The 17,967-nt window shown below is 35.2% G+C and carries 14 protein-coding genes; 6 read left to right on the forward strand and 8 right to left on the reverse strand.

The annotated features are described in order from the left end of the window. Positions 1–4 precede the first annotated feature (4 nt). Positions 5–1,570: a phospholipase D family protein gene (locus B554_RS0117945; RefSeq protein ID WP_019459151.1), complete on the reverse strand. Its 1,566-nt coding sequence runs from the start codon at positions 1,568–1,570 to the stop codon at positions 5–7. A gap of 414 nt (positions 1,571–1,984) precedes the next feature. Between B554_RS0117945 and panB the strand changes: the two genes are divergently transcribed. Continuing rightward, on the forward strand, positions 1,985–2,776 hold the full coding sequence (gene panB / locus B554_RS0117950; protein ID WP_019459152.1) for a 3-methyl-2-oxobutanoate hydroxymethyltransferase: 792 nt from the start codon (positions 1,985–1,987) through the stop codon (positions 2,774–2,776). Between the two features lie 306 nt (positions 2,777–3,082). Continuing rightward, complete coding sequence (locus B554_RS0117955; RefSeq protein WP_019459153.1) at positions 3,083–3,550, forward strand: hypothetical protein; 468 nt, start codon at positions 3,083–3,085, stop codon at positions 3,548–3,550. 114 nt (positions 3,551–3,664) lie between these two features. Here the strand turns inward: B554_RS0117955 and B554_RS0117960 are convergent, their stop codons facing one another. Next, positions 3,665–4,825, reverse strand: a complete 1,161-nt coding sequence (locus tag B554_RS0117960) for a catalase family protein (protein WP_019459154.1) — start codon at positions 4,823–4,825, stop codon at positions 3,665–3,667. 183 nt (positions 4,826–5,008) lie between these two features. Here B554_RS0117960 and B554_RS0117965 point away from each other — a divergent pair, with 183 nt between their 5' ends. Together B554_RS0117965 and B554_RS0117970 are read left to right on the forward strand one after the other, a co-directional pair. After that, positions 5,009–6,880 carry a hypothetical protein gene (locus tag B554_RS0117965; protein ID WP_019459155.1) on the forward strand — a complete coding sequence of 624 codons (1,872 nt, stop codon included), beginning with the start codon at positions 5,009–5,011 and terminating at the stop codon, positions 6,878–6,880. A gap of 212 nt (positions 6,881–7,092) precedes the next feature. Further along, the gene (locus B554_RS0117970) at positions 7,093–8,202 is read left to right on the forward strand and encodes an S-(hydroxymethyl)glutathione dehydrogenase/class III alcohol dehydrogenase (protein ID WP_019459156.1); all 1,110 of its coding nucleotides are present in this window, start codon (positions 7,093–7,095) and stop codon (positions 8,200–8,202) included. A 54-nt stretch (positions 8,203–8,256) separates the two neighbouring features. Here B554_RS0117970 and B554_RS0117975 read toward each other — a convergent pair whose 3' ends face one another. The 6 genes from B554_RS0117975 to B554_RS0118000 form a co-directional block, all read right to left on the reverse strand. Next, entirely contained in the window at positions 8,257–9,210 is a 954-nt protein-coding gene (locus B554_RS0117975) for a DUF4882 family protein (protein ID WP_019459157.1), read from the reverse strand. A gap of 110 nt (positions 9,211–9,320) precedes the next feature. Then, positions 9,321–10,331 carry a fimbrial protein gene (locus B554_RS0117980; RefSeq protein WP_019459158.1) on the reverse strand — a complete coding sequence of 337 codons (1,011 nt, stop codon included), beginning with the start codon at positions 10,329–10,331 and terminating at the stop codon, positions 9,321–9,323. Next, on the reverse strand, positions 10,328–12,889 hold the full coding sequence (locus B554_RS0117985; protein WP_019459159.1) for a fimbria/pilus outer membrane usher protein: 2,562 nt from the start codon (positions 12,887–12,889) through the stop codon (positions 10,328–10,330). The genes B554_RS0117980 and B554_RS0117985 overlap by 4 nt, the downstream gene beginning before the upstream one ends. Before the next feature lie 59 nt (positions 12,890–12,948). After that, the gene (locus tag B554_RS0117990; RefSeq protein ID WP_019459160.1) at positions 12,949–13,683 is read right to left on the reverse strand and encodes a molecular chaperone; all 735 of its coding nucleotides are present in this window, start codon (positions 13,681–13,683) and stop codon (positions 12,949–12,951) included. An 85-nt stretch (positions 13,684–13,768) separates the two neighbouring features. Further along, a complete protein-coding gene (locus B554_RS0117995) occupies positions 13,769–14,302 on the reverse strand; it encodes a fimbrial protein (RefSeq protein WP_000731817.1) in 534 nt (177 codons plus the stop codon). 449 nt (positions 14,303–14,751) lie between these two features. Beyond that, the gene (locus B554_RS0118000) at positions 14,752–15,042 is read right to left on the reverse strand and encodes a hypothetical protein (protein ID WP_019459161.1); all 291 of its coding nucleotides are present in this window, start codon (positions 15,040–15,042) and stop codon (positions 14,752–14,754) included. Positions 15,043–16,183: 1,141 nt separating this feature from the next. Here B554_RS0118000 and B554_RS0118005 point away from each other — a divergent pair. Continuing rightward, positions 16,184–17,242, forward strand: coding sequence for an ABC transporter substrate-binding protein (locus tag B554_RS0118005; RefSeq protein WP_019459162.1), 1,059 nt, complete (start codon positions 16,184–16,186; stop codon positions 17,240–17,242). 13 nt (positions 17,243–17,255) lie between these two features. After that, positions 17,256–17,966 (forward strand): class II aldolase/adducin family protein, encoded by a 711-nt coding sequence (locus B554_RS0118010; protein ID WP_019459163.1) that lies wholly within the window; start codon positions 17,256–17,258, stop codon positions 17,964–17,966. Position 17,967: the final 1 nt, after the last annotated feature.

Below are 17,967 nucleotides of genomic sequence, written 5' to 3' on the forward strand. Positions count from 1 at the left end.
AAAATTACATCATCCATTCAATAGGCAGGTAAGAAACAGCTTTAATCATTGTTCGTTGAAAGCGGCTAGTCCCCGGGTCTTTATTATATTCAATCACTTGCCCATTCGACTGATAATCGAGCCAGATAATTTGTCCTTCACTATTTAATTTCAGTTGATAGGCCACTTGAGTTAGGTGTTGATCTAACATAACGGAAATTTGGGTTTGTAATTGATTAGACTCAATCACTAAGCCAACTTCGGTATTTAAATAGGTAGAGCGGGGGTCAAAGTTAAAAGAACCAATAAATACTTTGCCGTCTACATCAAAAAATTTAGCATGCAAACTGGATTTATTTTTACCTTTTGCTGGTATAACGCTACCCGTTACAATTTCGTACCAAGTTCTACGCCGCCGTTCTAGCACAGGTTTAAACTCATAAAGCTCAACACCATTTTTAAGCATTTCTACGCGGTATTGACTATAAAAAGCATGTACGATCGCAACATCATTTGCGGCAAAAGAGTTGGTTAACGCGCGAACTTTAATTCCTTCAACTCGTAGTTGTTTTAAGTAATATGTACCTTGTTGGGTTGGTACAAAATAAGCCGAAGCTAATTCTAAATGCTGCTTAGGTTTACCCATAATAGACATGACTTGCCCATATAGCATTTCATGTTCAGTTGCTGTTCCTAAAATCTTCTTGGGTGAGTCTGCTACAAAGTGTGCTTTAGACCACTGAATAGGATTATGCTCTAAGAGCTCTTTTAAATAACTCTGGGCATCATAAAGCTTATCTTCTGTGAGGCTTTGGCCTTCATGATGTAATTGTTCATAATGCTCTCTTAGAGCTTTTAAATGATGCTCAGCACAAGTTCCAATAATATCAGTTGCATTTACACTTAAGGTATTTTCCCAAAAATCAGTAAATACAGCTTGGGCATGTCTTACAGCATCTCCATAGAACAAAATATCCATATCAGTAAATTGAAACTTACTACTTGCTTCAAAGTATTCACTACTAATATTTCTACCGCCTGTTACTGCAATCGTGGCATCCGCAATAATAAGTTTATTATGCATGCGGTGATTCACTTTTTTGAAGCGAAAAATATAATCAAATATTCTTAAGTATCTAAATTTATAAGGATTAAAGAGTCTGATTTCAAAGTTAGAGTGCTGTAAAAGACTTCTTAATATGCCATCAAGCTTTATACCGTTTTGATCATCAATTAACAGTCGAACTTTTATTCCTCGATCTGCTGCTTTAAGTAACTCATGCAGAATCAGGTTACCCACAAAATCATTAGTCCAAATATAATATTGTAGATCTATACTTTCCTTGGCATTTCTAATGACATATATACGTGAGGCGATACTCATAAATGCATCATCGAGGGCTACAAAGGCGGTAAGACCCTGACGCGTTTTTTCTTCTGCTGCATCATCATTCAACCAGCTATTTGTCTTTATCACTATATCTTTCTCATTAGGATCGTATCTATCTGTATAAGAAGGTAAATCCGTAAAACCCCAAGCACTTAAGGCCATAGTACTATATTGCTCGTACATCTGATGAAATTTAGTCATATATTTTGGTTAACATTACCAATTTGACTATTTTTTGCATATTTTTATGAAACTAAAAAGAAAGCGGAAAAAATAGAAGTGAAGCTTATCTTTTACAATGTTAAAAACACACCTATATATTTAATATATATAATTTTTTTTAATTAAATCTTTTTAAATACTCAAGTTAAATTTAATAGTTGTAAAATAAAAACTTTAAAATAAAAGGGGCATAATACTTTGATAATAATTCATAAATTAAGAAAAAAATCTTAATTATATTAATCAATATAATAAAGAAAAATAAATTAATTTTTACCTCATCTTTAGAAGATTTTTCTAATGTTGTTATTTTATATATTATTTTTTAGTAAATTTTACCTTTCAAAAAAGACTAACCTTTAAATCCTTCTTTAAAGATTAGAATCACTAGCTATGAAAACGATAACTTTAACGACATTAAAAGCTATGAAAGAACAAAAACAAAAAATAGCTGTTCTGACTTGTTATGACTCTACCTTTGCTAAGGTCGCAAATAATGCAGGAGTAGACGTTTTGCTAGTTGGAGATACTTTAGGTATGGTATTACAGGGATATGACAGCACTTTACCTGTAACAACTGAACAAATGGTATATCACACTGCTTGTGTTAAAAGCGGAAATACTAACGCATTTATTATTTCTGATATGTCATTTATGACCTATGGAACGCTGAAAGATGCGCTAAAAAATGCTGGCCTTTTAATGCAAGCGGGAGCACATATGGTAAAAATCGAAGGAGATTCATGGCTTGCTGAATCAATTCATAAATTAACTCAAAATGGCGTACCTGTATGTGCTCATATTGGATTAACACCTCAATCTGTAAATGTTTTGGGTGGATTTAAAGTTCAAGGTAAAACTGAAGACCAAGCAAAAAATTTAATTAATACAGCAAAGCATTTAGAAGAAGCTGGAGCAGCAATGCTGTTGATTGAATGTGTACCTTCTACTGTTGCAACACAAATCAGTCAATCGGTTTCTATACCAGTGATTGGAATTGGTGCTGGTGCCGATACAGATGCTCAAGTACTGGTCTTACATGATATGTTGGGTTTAAACGATAAGCCGGCAAAATTTGTGAAAAATTTTATGGAAGGACAATCAAGTATTGAGTCTGCTATTAAAGAATATGTTAAAGCTGTAAAAGAAGGTTCTTTCCCAAGCGAAGCACATCAATATATTTAGAAAATTGATTTAAACATAAGGGAAGATAATCAAAAGTTAAAAATGATTATCTTCTTTTTTTAAATTGATGTAGTTAAGTATTTTGAAAGCTGCTATTACCAACACTAAAAATTTACCGTTAAAAACCGAGACACACCACATCTTCAGCCAAAATACTGTGAATTATTTATCAATAAAATTTCACAACTACACATTAATTACATTTAGATGTTTAAGAATCACAAGAAAACACATGTTTTGTATCATACTTCTTTAAAAGGCTGAGTAAGCAACCGACCAAGAAGGAAGGTAAAAAGGAGATAGGACATGCCCCAATATTTGATGATTGCTGAAAAGGTTTATAAAAGATTTAAAGATCAAGATCTTTTTTCAAATATTCCCACCGAACACCTAAACAACTTAATAGCAGTGATTCGTAAAGAAATTAAAGACACCAAATTTAAGCTTAAATATAACTTCATTGATTTTGAAGAGTGTCTAACTAAACCACTAGATCAGTGCACCGTTAAAATTGATATTAGTTTGATGCCTAGTTATAAAAATAAAGATGAGTATATTTTATGGCTAGCAGGATTCATTGAAAGAATCACTACTGGTGGAGAAACTAGACTTCCGTCTATTTCAAAGTTAATTCCCCCAGATTTTAAGTTTAATAGTGAGTTTGACCACTATAAAAATTCGTCAGAAACTGCACAGAAAAATGATGATGGTGAACTGATCATTAAGTACTTTAAATCGGAAGATTTTAAAAAAATGGTAAAAGAAAGAAAATAATTTAAAGAATATAGAAGTGTTTCCACCACACTTCTATGTATCGCTGTTAAAATTCAGCAACCGCCTTCTGGGGCGGTTTTTTTATTCAAAATTTTGTTAAGTTGAGCTAATTTTTCACGGTTCTTGACGTAGAGCAGAATTCATCTCATGTCTAGTTCTACTTATATCTTCGTAAATAATTTTACGCATTCTATTTATTCCACCTAAAGGCTTATGCTCAGGTAAAGCATGCCACGGCGTAAAAGAGAGATTTTCACAAAATTGATTTTGTTCAGGTGTATCAAAGCTCTGTTTTGGTATATGAAGAGTCGCAACTTGGTAAAACGGTGCTTCCGTTTCTTTCCACTCAGTCATTGCATCTTCAACTTGCATTTTATTTGAAGTTCTTGGCTGTATTAAAAATTCCATACAAACATCTTGCTTCTGCAAAGTATCTTTTAAAGCATCTCTTAAAAAATTATGGCTTGGATGATCAGGGAAAGCTGGGGACACCGCCGAGCAATTTCTTACTGAATATTTAACAGCTTGACGGTCATTACCTAATCCTAATTGATAGGGCACCATAGACCAATAACGTGCATAGAGTGGATTGGAAATTTTAGAATTACGAGCTCCTAAAGCATTGATTGTTCCTTTAAAACCTAGGGCAAAAGGAATGTGGAGTTTATTAAAGAAACCCTTATTGTTCACATCATGAATAAATGAAAGATATCTTTGACCGTCATTTACAAAAAAGACTGGATGATTGATCATGATAAAATCTTGAGTTGTCGCTTCCTTTTCACTCTCTAAAATTTTGTCACCCGGTACACCTAAGACTTTTATAGCCATGCCGCGGGCATCTTTTTCAATATCTGCTTGAGAAGCATCGTTAGATGCATTTGAAAAACGAATCCATGCCTCATAGCTTTTATCGGGAACAAATACACCTTTTGCAAGTTGAGTTGGAATATTTTTAAGTACATGAAATTCGGCACGAACACAGCCATGTGCTTTAGGATGTGCATCTCTTAAGGCTTTGCCGGGTGAGTATTCTTTTCGGATAGATTCTTCAATAACTGTGGATATTTGCTGAGCCACTAACTTTTCATTTGGTTGCAGCTTTTCACCCAAGTATGTATCTGGCTCAGGATAAGATTTCGCAATACTTGAAGAAATAACTGTAGGCTTATTATTTTTATGAAATGCTGTATCACTGCAACCACTTATTAATGATAAAGCTGGAGTCAAAAGTAACACTATTCTAAAGTGTCTTAACCGAGAAGGATTTGGCATTCATTGCTCCTTATTGCAAAGTCCACTTTAGAACTAAAATAATGTGTTAGGTTCATATTATTTTAATAATGATAATAATTATCTACTCTTCGTAGATTAAACTCAATTGTTACTTATCCAAACAATATAAATAAAATAATTATTTAATATAAGACTTCTTAAAGCCATTAAGAGCATTATGACATGATAAATAACTCACAAAATGTACAAAATAATTCTACGGTTTCTCCTCAACCCATTACTCAAAATATACTTATTGACAGGTTCAGTCCAAGCTATTGGACAATAGATGGCCCACAAAGTATGTCTTTTGCTATTACCAATTATGGCAATGGTTTTGAGGCAACTTTCCGCTCACGTATGACTACAGACTTAGCAGGTATTAGTTGGAACTCGTATGACACTAAAGATCATAAACTTTTAGCTTATGAAACTAAGTATAGCTATTCAGGCGTGATATGGGACTTTGACATTGAACTGTCATCCTCTATGCCTGTTTTAAATAATGAGTCATTAACGCCAACTCTAACTGTTTATTATAACGACAATGGGGTAGATAAAATTGCGTATATTGTTTTGTTCAACTATGCGAATAATCCATCTTCAAGATCTGCTCATATTCATATTAACTGGGATACAGTCAAAGCAGGTTTCTCGGCTACAGACAGCTTTCCAGTTACCAATATTCAGCGAATTTCATTTTCAGCGTTTACGAGTAGCTATAACGCCCATTCATCATTGCCCTTGAGTCAGTCAGAAGATGGTTATATTCGTATTACCAATTCAGTCGTTACTGGTACAAATGCACAGTTAAATCTAAGCCGAGTGATCGTACCTCAGCATAATTATGGCTTATGTACTAGCTATGACGACCATTACGATCTGAATCCTCAACGAATAGTAGATAATATGGCTGCTTTGGGATATCACGGTTTTATTAACCATTACTGTGGTATGTCACATTATCCTGAAATGATCTGGAGAAGTGATATTAATAGATTCCAGATTCCAGACACACTCGTTACAGGACAAGATGTCGTTAACCCATGTACCCGTAAATGGCATGAGAAATATGCTCAAGCTCTGCATAATGCAAATATGCAACCTGTTTTTGGGGTAAGTTTTGAAATGTACTCGTTAGGAGCAAATGAGTTTTGGGCACAGCGCGACTGGAATAGTAATTTGGGTAAAACAGGCTACCAGCCTCCAAGTTATTTCTTTAGTTTATGTGATCAAAATGCTTTGGCATACTTACACAAAGTTTTTATTGAGTTCGCAGATACCTTGGTGACGGGCGGGTGTGATGTCAACATGCAAATTGGTGAGCCTTGGTGGTGGTACAACACGGATACGAACTTACCATGTGTCTATGACTATCCAACTAAGTTAGCTTTTAATGCAGATACAGGTTTATATGCGCCGGACTTGGGGACAATTTATGATGCAATGAATAAGACTGGAACGCCGTACGATGAGTTTAAGTCATGGTTACGAAATAAATTAGGACAAACATGCCAAGATATTCGAACAGCGATTAAAGCAAAATATTCAAATGCTCAAGTGTGTCCATTAATCTTTTTCCCATCTATCCGTTCTCCAATACAGACCTTAGCAACTTATATCAACTATCCAAGTGAATACTATTCTTATCCAAATTTTGATTACATCATGACGGAAGCCTATGATTGGCTTTTAGAAGCGAAACTAGATTTAGCTCATCAGGCTGTTTCACAAATACCAACTCAAGATTTAGGCTACCCTATAAATAAAGTGGCTTATTTATCAGGATTTGTACCAGATGCATCTATTGCTTATATCTACGGGTTCGATAAAAACAAACCATATCGTACACCGATCTGGCAACGGATTTTTGGAGATATGCAAAACAACTTATCGCTTGGTCTGATGAAGGAGTTTATCTGGGCATATCCGCAAGTGATGTATGACTCGATTACAATTGATACTACTCAAGCTCCAAATGGCTTTTTTGTTGAAAATACGCTATATACACCTATTAGTGATAACACACCATATCCACCAGATATTTACCTATAAGTAAAGATAAGTTGTTTAATATATAAACAATTTAATCAGAAGCCTCTTAACATAAGAGGCTTCTTGTTTTTGAAAAACATGCTTGCCTAGACGTGCTTGACTGGCTATGCTGTGATGGATTGTCATGAAAGCAAAATTAAGCTCTTGTATTACAAATATATAATCTATTTTGCTCGACTATAAATACCGAATGATTTAAAGGAACCCCAAAGATGAAATCTCGTGCAGCTGTCGCCTTTGCCCCAGGAAAACCTTTAGAAATTGTTGAAGTTGATGTTGCACCACCTCAAGCAGGTGAAGTTCTCATAAAAATTACCCATACAGGCGTATGTCATACCGATGCTTTTACACTATCTGGTGATGATCCTGAGGGTGTTTTCCCTGCGATTTTAGGTCATGAAGGCGCAGGTATCGTAGTTGAAGTGGGTGAGGGTGTAACAAGCGTTCAGCCGGGTGATCATGTTATTCCGCTTTATACAGCAGAATGTAAAGAATGCTTATTCTGTAAATCTGGAAAAACAAACCTATGTGTTGCTGTACGTGCTACACAAGGTAAAGGTGTAATGCCAGATGGAACCACACGTTTTTCATATAATGGTGAGCCGATTTACCACTACATGGGTTGTTCAACTTTTAGTGAATATACGGTAGTTGCTGAAGTATCTTTAGCTAAGATCAATCCTGAGGCGAATCACGAGCAAGTTTGTTTACTTGGATGCGGCGTGACGACTGGTATTGGCGCCGTGCATAACACAGCTAAAGTACAAGAAGGTGACTCGGTTGCTGTATTTGGCTTAGGTGGTATTGGCCTAGCTGTTGTACAAGGTGCACGTCAGGCAAAAGCAGGACGTATTATTGTAATTGACACAAACCCAGATAAATTTGAACTTGCTAAACAGTTTGGTGCTACAGATTTCTTAAACCCTAAAGATTATGATCAACCTATTCAGCAAGTGATTGTAGAAATGACAGGCTGGGGTGTAGATCATTCATTTGAATGTATTGGTAACGTCAATGTTATGCGCTCGGCTCTAGAGTGCGCACATCGTGGTTGGGGACAATCCGTTATTATTGGTGTAGCGGGTGCAGGTCAAGAAATTTCGACACGCCCATTTCAGTTAGTGACAGGCCGTAAATGGTTAGGTACTGCTTTTGGTGGTGTGAAAGGCCGTACACAACTTCCTAAAATGGTCGAAGATGCGATGAAAGGTGAAATTCAACTTGAACCATTTGTGACTCATACTATGCCTCTACAAGACATTAACGAAGCTTTTGATTTAATGCATGAAGGTAAATCAATTCGTACTGTCATTCATTTTTAAAAAAAGAAAAAGGGCTGTAATTCAGCCCTTTTTTATGACTTATAGTTTTATATCTTAGAGGGCATTACCACACATGTCAGTTGTGCCTTGAGGATAGCTAAACTGTAGTGCATTACGGTCAGTAATGAGTTCGTTGGAAAATTCGTATCCAAATAAATTTGTAGAAAGAATATTTATATTTCCATTCATTGAGAAAGCTATTTTCTGTAATGTACCAGGTAATTTAAATTGATATCCTTCATCAACACCATTAGAAATAAATCCGACTTGCTTAGTATCCTGATTAATGTAAACACCTAAGCGTTGATATTCATTTGTGTTATCTGCCATTTTTTTGCTTTTAAAGTAATTATCTATAAGTTTATAATTTCCAACTTCCGATGATACACTATGATACAAACGTGGTGGGTTCTCACCAAACTCAAAATCATGAACACCAATATCAAAATGATAAAATGATCTAATTGTATAGTTATTATCTGTAATACCATTAAAACTAATATCGGTTGAATAAGATGAGCTACTGGAAGAAAGTAGGGGTACTTTAAGCTCCATCTCAAAAGCAACAATACCTTTATTAGGTAATGAAAAATCACCTTCATAACTTGTTGAATTCGTTTTTGTCTTACTTTTTGCATTATAATCAAGATAACCGTAATTATCCTCAGTGACTGGCTCTACTTTAAAACCAAATTTTTGACCATTTATTAATGGATATATTTTCATAGGATAATATTCTGGATATTCTGTATTCCAAAGATCATAATCTTCTTGAGTCGCATCAAAATTATATTTGCAGACTGGGGCTGAAGAATTAAGGGAGGTAGTTTGAGCTAAGAGGGTTTGAGACGCTAATTTTTCATTCTTTGTAGTTGATGAAATGCTTTTAGATGATACTTTTTGGCTAGCCTGATTAGGCGTTACTGTATTGGTATTAACAGAAGATACCTCATACATTGCCCAACATAATGTAATTGCACTAATGGCAACTATGCCGATTTTTTTCATAGATATTCCTATTGAGTTGAGTATTAAGTTCTTAGAAAGTATTGAGAAAAAAGTTATTATTAATATTTAAATACTTGATATTTTTTTAATTTATAAACTATTGAATATGATTAATCATATTCAATAGTTACAGTTGCCATAGCACGAACTTTACCAGCAGTCACATTGGTTGCTGTTTGGTAGTAGCGGGCAGTCATCGGTACGTTATATTGAAGTGTCTGGTTAGAAGACAAAGTACCTAAGGCTAATTTATCGCCTTTTTTGATGACCTGATTTTTATTTTGATAGTTCCAGAGTAACTGCACACCCACACCATTCGCTTTTTCAGAAGCAGCAGCTGTATTTGCCAATACCTGATTGTTTGTACCGTCTTGTGTAAAGTCGTAACTTAAACTAATGACGTTTTTCTCTTCATAACCAGTAGGGTTGATGCCACCATTACATAGAATGTTCATATCAAAGGTTTGCTCGCCTTGAGTTGAACCAACACCTTTGAAACCAGCCTTCATAACAGTAGGAAGCTGCACAACCTTGTTAATATTACCTTGGATTTCACATGAAGATGAAGCAATTGTAATTGCATTGGCATTTACAGTACTTGTTAAAAAAGGTTTATCTGGATAACCACGGATATAGTAACTACTATATCTGCCTGGTACTAAGGTTCCTGAACCTGTTTGTGAAGCAATTTTAATAATTTCCACCACAAAATACCCAGATGCTAAATAACGATTACCTGAGATTCCACCACGTTGATAAGGATAATAGCCTGAGAAATTCGTATTATTTTCAGCTTCACGGTACAAACGAATACCAATGCCAGGAATATTAGTGGTATAGATGCTATTGCCTAAAGAGCTTAAAGGATAAGCTTGGGTTAATTCCGCAACTGCTACATCTCGACTATCACAGTTATTCGCTTGTGTATCAGTACGACTAATAGGAAAAGTCGCTTTTCTTAATATTGCACCAATTGGATCACTAGGGCGAACTACAACACGTCCTACAGCCATAAGTACATCATTTGGTTGATAACCAGTTATGTAGCATGAAGCATTAGCCTCACCATAAATCCCAAGACCAGCAGTAAATAAAGCACCAGTTAATAATATTTTTTTCATTTGCAGACAGCCTCAGTCATTACTACACTTTGTTGCTTGTTTTGCAACTGATTACTAATGTTGTACTCAACAGAACAACGCTCATTACTTTCATCACCCCATTTTACATAGAGGTGATCTTGAGCTTGTGGGGTACGCAAGTAAATCATACTACCTTGTGCAACAATACCTACAGCTTCGTCTTTTTGGTTAAAGACTTGTGCAGCAAACGGTAGACTGTTGCCATCTACAGTTTTACTAGTAATATAAACTGCATAGCCTGTTTTGGTTGCAAAGTCGACTTTAGCAATTGCACCAGCAAAAGGAGCAATACGTTGACTTGTTTCTTCAAGTTCTACTTCACTCGACATTTCTTGTGGGTCAAGGGTAATGTCATTAAGGCGATAAGGCGTAACATAAGGAACTACAGCATAACCCTGTTTATTTACGCTTAAACCAACAGCATTGTTGACTTTTGCTCCAGCAGCTTCTGGTGCATGCACAAGTACCATCGTTTGACCTTGTTCAGGTCCAAATAAAATACCTTCTGAGTGTGCAACCACACTACCAGTTAAGCTAACCATTGCTTGTTGGTAAGAATCAGCCACACTATAAGATCCACCAACAGTTGTATAGTTAGTACGATAACGTCCATTTACGTTAAATGATGGATTTGAATAGTCCTGATGTGACATTGAAGCGCCGTAACTAAAGCGATCTCCAACCATGCCACTTGCACCAACAGTACGACTGTCTTCAGAAGCAGTAACGTTGACGTTAACCGAGTTCTTCTTGAAATCAATCGGGAATGACAACGTCATTAAGTATTCAGTATCGTGTGTCTGGCTAGTTGAGCCATATTCAATCTTACGGTTAATTGCAGATAAGCCATAAGTTAAGCCATGGAAGTTATTACTGTAACCAACCTGATATTGTTTAGTACTTTCACTGCGATTCCAATAGTCAACCCACGAACCCACTACATAAAAATTACCCCAACCTTCAGGTAAGCCTTGGTTTAAGGTAATTTGGAACTCACTACGTTGACGACCAGCAGAATAGGTATTAATACCTTTTTCTTCAAAATCACGAATCAGCAAGGCATCACGTAATTTATAGAAGTTTTCTGTTGAGTAACGATAAGCTGCTAGTGTTAAGTTTGTGTTAGTTGGAGTGATTAATTTACTATAGCTTAAACGGAAACTTTGACCAGATTGAGATGACTGTTTCTCAAAGTCAGCTTCAGAGTGGGTAACGTCAAATGCAATCGCACCAATTGGTGTAGCAAAAGCAGCACCTAATAAAACAGCCGCATAATTTTCTGTTGCTTGTATACCCGTATAGCCAGTTAGGTAATTATTAATACCTTGTTGATATTTACCCTGAACCACCCAAGGATCCAAATCAATATCAGAGTCGCGGAACTGACCTATAGTCAAAGAATAACGATTCATACCAGGACGTAACATCTGTACAACAGATGCATAAGGCACGGCAAATTTTTGTATTTCACCATTTGCTTCAATAACAGTGACTTCGATTTCACCACCAAAACCAGTAGGGTAAAGGTCATTAATTTCAAAGTTACCCGGTGCTACCGTTGTTTGATAAATCAGTTGACCTTGCTGACGAACTTCAACTTTCGCATTGGTTTTCGCATTACCACGAATACGTGGAGCATAACCCAACATACTATTTGGCAACATTCGATCATCACTTGAAAAATCGATACCACGGTAGCCATAAGAGTCAAAAATTTCGCCGTTGGTAAAGCTATCACCGAGTGTCAAAACGCCGCGATATTTTGGGAACGCACGTTGTAAATAAGTACTAGTTTCGTCGTAACTCGATTTAGACTGATTTTCGGCAGGAGTATCTTGCCATTGCCATTGTCCATTATGACGTAATTGCCAGCCACCTAAATTTAGTCCAGCTGTAATCCCCATAAAGGCGTTCGACGTTTCACTTGTATCATTAGAATTAGTAAACGTTTTATAAGCACTACCGTTATAAGATAAAAAGCCAGCATTAATACCACGATCCCATACACTTGGGTCAACATAACCTTGAGCATTTTTTTGTAATGCAACTTGAGGAATTGAGATATCTACACGTAATCGTGAGTTATCAAACTCATAAAATGCATTTTCTACCCAATCTTCTATTTTATAACAAGCATTATTTTCTTTTTGAAGTGGGGCATGTTTAGACAAAATTTCTTGTTTTACACCATATTCAAGAAGATTCATTCCTGTAAAGCAGGTCACAGCATTTTTTTGCGTCGAATCTATTGCTTTAAATACCATGCGACGTTTACCAAACCATTGACCATTTACATATACGTCAACGTTATATTCGCCTGGTAAAACAGGATTACCGTATTTAAAACGAGAAATATCAACTTTTTTTGCATCGCCAATTAAAAAAGCAGAATCAAACTCAGCTTCGACAGGAGCATTCGCAGCTGTTTCTTCAGCATGTACGAATACAGGCATTGTCATTGTAACAACACCAGAAGCCAAGTAATAACAAATATGGCGTTTTAATAATTTATAAGATTCTTGCCGTTTTTTTGGCATAGCTAAGTCCGCCTACTCACATAATAGGTGCTTAAAATTTATTAAAAATATAAATCTGATTATTGAAGCTTTATTGTGTGTTCGACTCGACCACCGTAGTCATTCACATTAATAAAACTCATATCCTGAACATTGCCATTCTTAAGCTGAACGGATGCATCAGAAAAAGGCTTTACCATTAGCCCTTCAGGTAATAAATCAACTTTTTTATCACCGACTTTCTGAAAAACTGAAGTCATTGTGATATGAAAAGGAGTTGGATTTTTTACCGTTAAGTTTTGACCAGATTTAACCCATTGAAGTTTATCTGCTGCTAAGTTCGCGTCATCTTTAATCGAAGCTGGACGATAAAAGAATTTAATGCGTGAGCGAATGGCTAATTGCAGAAAATTATCAGGTGTCGTATCTGCACCTTTTGAAGTTGGTCTTGGAGGAATATCCAAAACGTTTAACCATAAAACAGTTTCTTGCTTTTGATTCAATTGAGAAGCTGTAGGGAGGGCAGTAATACGAAAAGTCTGACTTTTAGTTGCTTCAACACGAGAAATTGGAGGAGCAATCATAAAAGGAACTTTTGATTGGTCTGGAGTACTTTTTGCATCACCTTCATCAATCCAAGCTTGAACAAGAGCTGGTTTTGAACCGTTATTGCTAACTTGTAGCGTCACTTCACGAGCATCTGATGGATAAATTACACGAGTACCATGAATTACAATTTCTGCATGAGTGGCAGGTACAACTACCGCCGAAGCAAATGCCAAACCTAACAAAAAATTATAACTGTTCAATTTCATTTCAGATTCTCAGCCAACGAAGTTTGGGAAAGTGCTACACAAAATAGGGTTTCTATACGAATATAGAAACCCTATGATCCATCAATTATTGATAGATAATTGTGTATTGAACAGAAGTGTTCACTTTACCAGCAGTAGAAGCGCCAGTTGCATAGTATTCAGCATAGTAGTTAAGGTCTGCGCTACCAGCTGCAGCTACGTCAACCCATTGTGAGTTAGCTTGAGCACCGTTTGCACCAGCAGCAAGAACTGGGATGAAGTTGTTGTTGCTACCTAAAAGTTGAACGTTAACGTTTTTAGCACCAGTAGCGTCTTTGTTAAGTAAACGACCAGTATTAAAGTCAACATTTGCACCTGGTTCAAAGTAAGTAGCTACTTTACCTTCAGAACAGTTAGCTAATTTAATTTGGAAAGGAGTACGACCAGCAACATCCCCAGCAACAGCTAAAGTTTGTTTAGAAACAGTTGGAAGAGTAACTGTGAAATCTTTACCAGCAGGTGTAACGATGTCACAAGTTTTGTCTGTTACTAAACCATTAATTGTAATTGTACCATCAGCAGCTTGAGCGTTCGCAATTCCTACAACTGAAAGAGCAGCGATTAGAGCAAGTTTTTTCATAGTGTTTTCTCAAAAAGTCTGGATAAAAGTTTAATCTCTTACTTTTCCAGAGTTTGGCATCTTGAAAAGTAATGCGGCGATACTAACACTTTTAAAACAAAATGCAAACTAGATCACAATATTTTTAAATAAAAAGAAATAAAACACTGATTTTGACTAAAACCCAAGGATATAAAAAACTAAGTCTATGTTTTAAAAAGAATTTCTATTTGTTGTAAGTATGAGAAAAGTACTAAAAAAGTATTTCAAGAAAAAAATAAATACTTATAAAAAATTTGGTAAAACAATTATATACGATAGTTTATCTTTTTGCTCAACAAAGTGTGATCAATTAATCTTTTTTTAAGATAAAAGGTGAATTGCTTATTTTTTTGATTAAATAATAAGCAATTCACCTTAATCTTTACATAGAGTACTTCATCCAGAGCAACAAATCTGGACTAATATTTTTAGTGATAATTTAGAACTACTACTTTTTTATTAGCAGTTATTGTTTCAATACTTGTATCCATTTTTTCAGTATGTCGTGCCAAGTTGAATACATTGTCTTTATTTAAATATTGAGTGTCGATAGTCGTATTCAGCATATTGATTTGAGCACAGTCTTTTTCAACATTTACTGTAGAACAAGTATCTTCAACAATATTTCCTTTAATCATTATTGTGTTATTTGCATAACAAAATAGTGGTGAAGTGGAAATTACCGCTAAAACCATAAGTTTAAATATATTATTTTTCATTTTATATATACCTATTTATTAAATAGTTAATATAAGAGATACAGTAATTTTTATTTAAAAACAATATAAAAATCCATTTTAATAAAAAATAAATAAATAACATGTGATCTATATCTCACTAATTATTTTATTTATATAAATAGTTAATACTTTATAATTAAGTTAATAAAAATGATAATAAAATCACACTTTTACAATAATAATGAATCGCAGTCCATATAAATTTAAATTACTGATAATAAATACTTTTAATAAAAACATGACCTTTCAGCGATAGATTAAACTTATTCTTGTATATTTCTTATTAATAATGAAATTTATATAATATGTTATTTTCAATAATCACAAAAATAATTGATAATATAAAATACAAACCTTTAAAGCTCTTTCAAATTTTCAATTAATAAAAATAGCCAAATTTTAAAATATAGTTAAATAATTGCAAAAATTTATTTAGAATAAATTAATAGTTTTAAAATTGAACTGTGAAGCCACTTAAGGCTAAAAAGGCTAATTCTTGTACTATGACAACTGCTAGCTACTTGTATGAGTTTATTTTAATCCTTAACTTTGAACAAAAAGAATTAGCTAATGATTCATAAGAGTAAACACAAAAAAGTGCCTAGAGAATGTTGTAGTGACTCTTAGGGCTTTATAAGTCTCTTAAATTTAAATTTGTATTAGTGGATAACTCAATACATAGTCAGCAAATAAGAAGCCAGAGTGGGGAACGTATGTTTAACTCAACTTGTTACCTTAATGAGCAGTAATATAAGGATATTTTTAATGAAGCCTATGTAGAATTGCTTTCAGTCCATAATATTAGTGAGATGAGATAACTGATGTGTTTATATATATACACATTGAATCCTTAGCTTTCTGATACTTATATCTAGAAGATAGTGTTCTGGCATCCTTAAAAAATCATTGAATTAAAAAGTGGTTATAACAAATATATAGAAAGTTATATTTGTCTAAATTAATTGTTGATAAAACAACACTAGCCTTGAAAAATGATGAAATATAAACATTTCCAATCCTACTATATTTTTTTAAATAATTGAAAATTAATGATAAATTAAATTGGCATAAAAGCTGCTCAATGTAAGTGATGAAAGTGGAATTGTCCTAAGGAATCCGTATGTCACTTGTAGTAGATAAAAAAGAAAATTCTAAAGAATTTGTAAAAAACATCCTGTCTGAAATTTGGGTCACTCGATGTCCAGTACCCACAGCAACAGGTATTTCATTAAAACGCGGCACTTTAGTTAAAAAGTTTGAAAAACACGGCATTGATGTTGCCGTCTTGCAAGATGCGCGTAAAGGTTTATCGGTCCATCATTTTGATCATCAATTGCCAGCTCTGTTCCGAGAGGGTGGAAATGTACCTGCGTTAGCTGCACGCTCTGAAGGCGCGCCAAGCCGACTCATTGGATTGACTTGGATTGATGAGTGGCAAGTCATTATTGTGCGACCTGATTCAGATATTACCCAGCCAGAGCATTTAAAAAATGCGAAAGTAGCTTTACCAGAATATGCTGACAAACGTGCTGGCAGTATTTTTAGAGCCATGTCATTGCAAGGTATTCGTGGCGCTTTACAACTTGCCAATCTCACTTTTCGTGATGTGAATTTTATTGAAGTACCTGAACGTGCTGGATCTAAAGAGAATCGTGATTCGAGTACGTATTGGTCAGGTCTTGATGCGTTAATTACAGGTGAAGTTGATGCCGTGTATGTAAAAGGAGCTTCTGCTGTTGAAGCTGCAACTAAACGTGGCCTAAAAGTTGGGATTGATTTAGATAAATTTGAAGATGTGACTTCTCGTGTTAATAACGGTACACCTCGTCCAATTACAGTCCATGAAGACCTATTAGAAGATCATTTTGATGTGGTCGTCGATTTTCTTGAAGAGTTGTTTGATACCGCAGATTGGGCACAAGATCATTTAGATGAAGTCTTGGTCATTTTAGAAGATGAAACGATTGCAGGAGCAGAAAGTGTTGCAACAGCCTATCGAAATAATTTTCATAAGTCTTTACATCCGTCATTAAGTGAAGACCGTTTAGAGCTATTAAAACAACAAAAAGATTTTCTTTGGTTGCATGGCTTCTTAGAGCGCGATGTCGATATTGAAACATGGGTTGATCATCGTCCTTTACTCGAAGTTTTAAAACGTCGTCAAAATAAGAATTTTTAAAGAGGATTTGACCATGACAACACTTATTCAAACGCCATTGTCTCGTGAACTTAATGACTTTATCGAATTGAACCGTGAAAAAGCTGAATTTGCTTTTGAAGTCTTCCGTGAAACAAGAACAATTACTGCAAACGGAACAGTTAATTTTGTTGAACGTGGACCTGAAAATACCTTAGTCACTTTTAACTATGCAGGGCCGTGGTCTAAAGATAAAAAAAGCAAAGTATTGGTGGAGACAATTGATGGTGAAGTTTTATTGGGAAGAAAAAGTGCAGGTGGCCGCTATAACAAGCTTTTTAAAGAGCATGCAGATGTCACCACAATATCTCATGTACACGCGCCGAATTTAGGCGCTTGGGCTCAAACCCATCGCACTTTACCCATTCGTTATGTGCCTGTTCAACGCTTTCATTTGTTTAAAGAGTTGCCGATTTACATTGATCGCCGTCAAGCTGAAGTGGATTTTATTTTAGATCAACTCAAAGTTGATATTGAACATCGGGCCATCTTGGAAGCCAATGGCGGAGCGACTGTATGGGGACGCCAAGGACTACAGGAAACTGCTGAATTTATTTTATTGCTTGAAGAAGGTGCTCAAATTCAGCTGCTCGCTGAATTAGTCGGTGGCAGCAGAGAATACGGGCAAGGGGTTTTACATCAGCAATGGAAAATGAGTGGATTGACTGAAAAAGCAAAATATCTGGGCTTACTTCCCCTGAATTAGA

This window comes from Acinetobacter sp. GG2 (assembly GCF_000292385.1).
In the GTDB taxonomy this organism is placed as follows: domain Bacteria; phylum Pseudomonadota; class Gammaproteobacteria; order Pseudomonadales; family Moraxellaceae; genus Acinetobacter; species Acinetobacter seifertii.

Bases quoted from the DNA above. Each gene is read 5' to 3' on its own strand.
- B554_RS0117975 (WP_019459157.1), bottom strand. From the start codon at position 9,210: ATGAAAAAAATCGGCATAGTTGCCATTAGTGCAATTACATTATGTTGG.
- B554_RS0117955 (WP_019459153.1), top strand. From the start codon at position 3,083: ATGCCCCAATATTTGATGATTGCTGAAAAGGTTTATAAAAGATTTAAA.
- B554_RS0117990 (WP_019459160.1), bottom strand. From the start codon at position 13,683: ATGAAATTGAACAGTTATAATTTTTTGTTAGGTTTGGCATTTGCTTCG.
- B554_RS0118005 (WP_019459162.1), top strand. From the start codon at position 16,184: ATGTCACTTGTAGTAGATAAAAAAGAAAATTCTAAAGAATTTGTAAAA.
- panB (WP_019459152.1), top strand. From the start codon at position 1,985: ATGAAAACGATAACTTTAACGACATTAAAAGCTATGAAAGAACAAAAA.
- B554_RS0117980 (WP_019459158.1), bottom strand. From the start codon at position 10,331: ATGAAAAAAATATTATTAACTGGTGCTTTATTTACTGCTGGTCTTGGG.
- B554_RS0118000 (WP_019459161.1), bottom strand. From the start codon at position 15,042: ATGAAAAATAATATATTTAAACTTATGGTTTTAGCGGTAATTTCCACT.
- B554_RS0117970 (WP_019459156.1), top strand. From the start codon at position 7,093: ATGAAATCTCGTGCAGCTGTCGCCTTTGCCCCAGGAAAACCTTTAGAA.
- B554_RS0117960 (WP_019459154.1), bottom strand. From the start codon at position 4,825: ATGCCAAATCCTTCTCGGTTAAGACACTTTAGAATAGTGTTACTTTTG.
- B554_RS0117995 (WP_000731817.1), bottom strand. From the start codon at position 14,302: ATGAAAAAACTTGCTCTAATCGCTGCTCTTTCAGTTGTAGGAATTGCG.
- B554_RS0118010 (WP_019459163.1), top strand. From the start codon at position 17,256: ATGACAACACTTATTCAAACGCCATTGTCTCGTGAACTTAATGACTTT.
- B554_RS0117965 (WP_019459155.1), top strand. From the start codon at position 5,009: ATGATAAATAACTCACAAAATGTACAAAATAATTCTACGGTTTCTCCT.
- B554_RS0117945 (WP_019459151.1), bottom strand. From the start codon at position 1,570: ATGACTAAATTTCATCAGATGTACGAGCAATATAGTACTATGGCCTTA.
- B554_RS0117985 (WP_019459159.1), bottom strand. From the start codon at position 12,889: ATGCCAAAAAAACGGCAAGAATCTTATAAATTATTAAAACGCCATATT.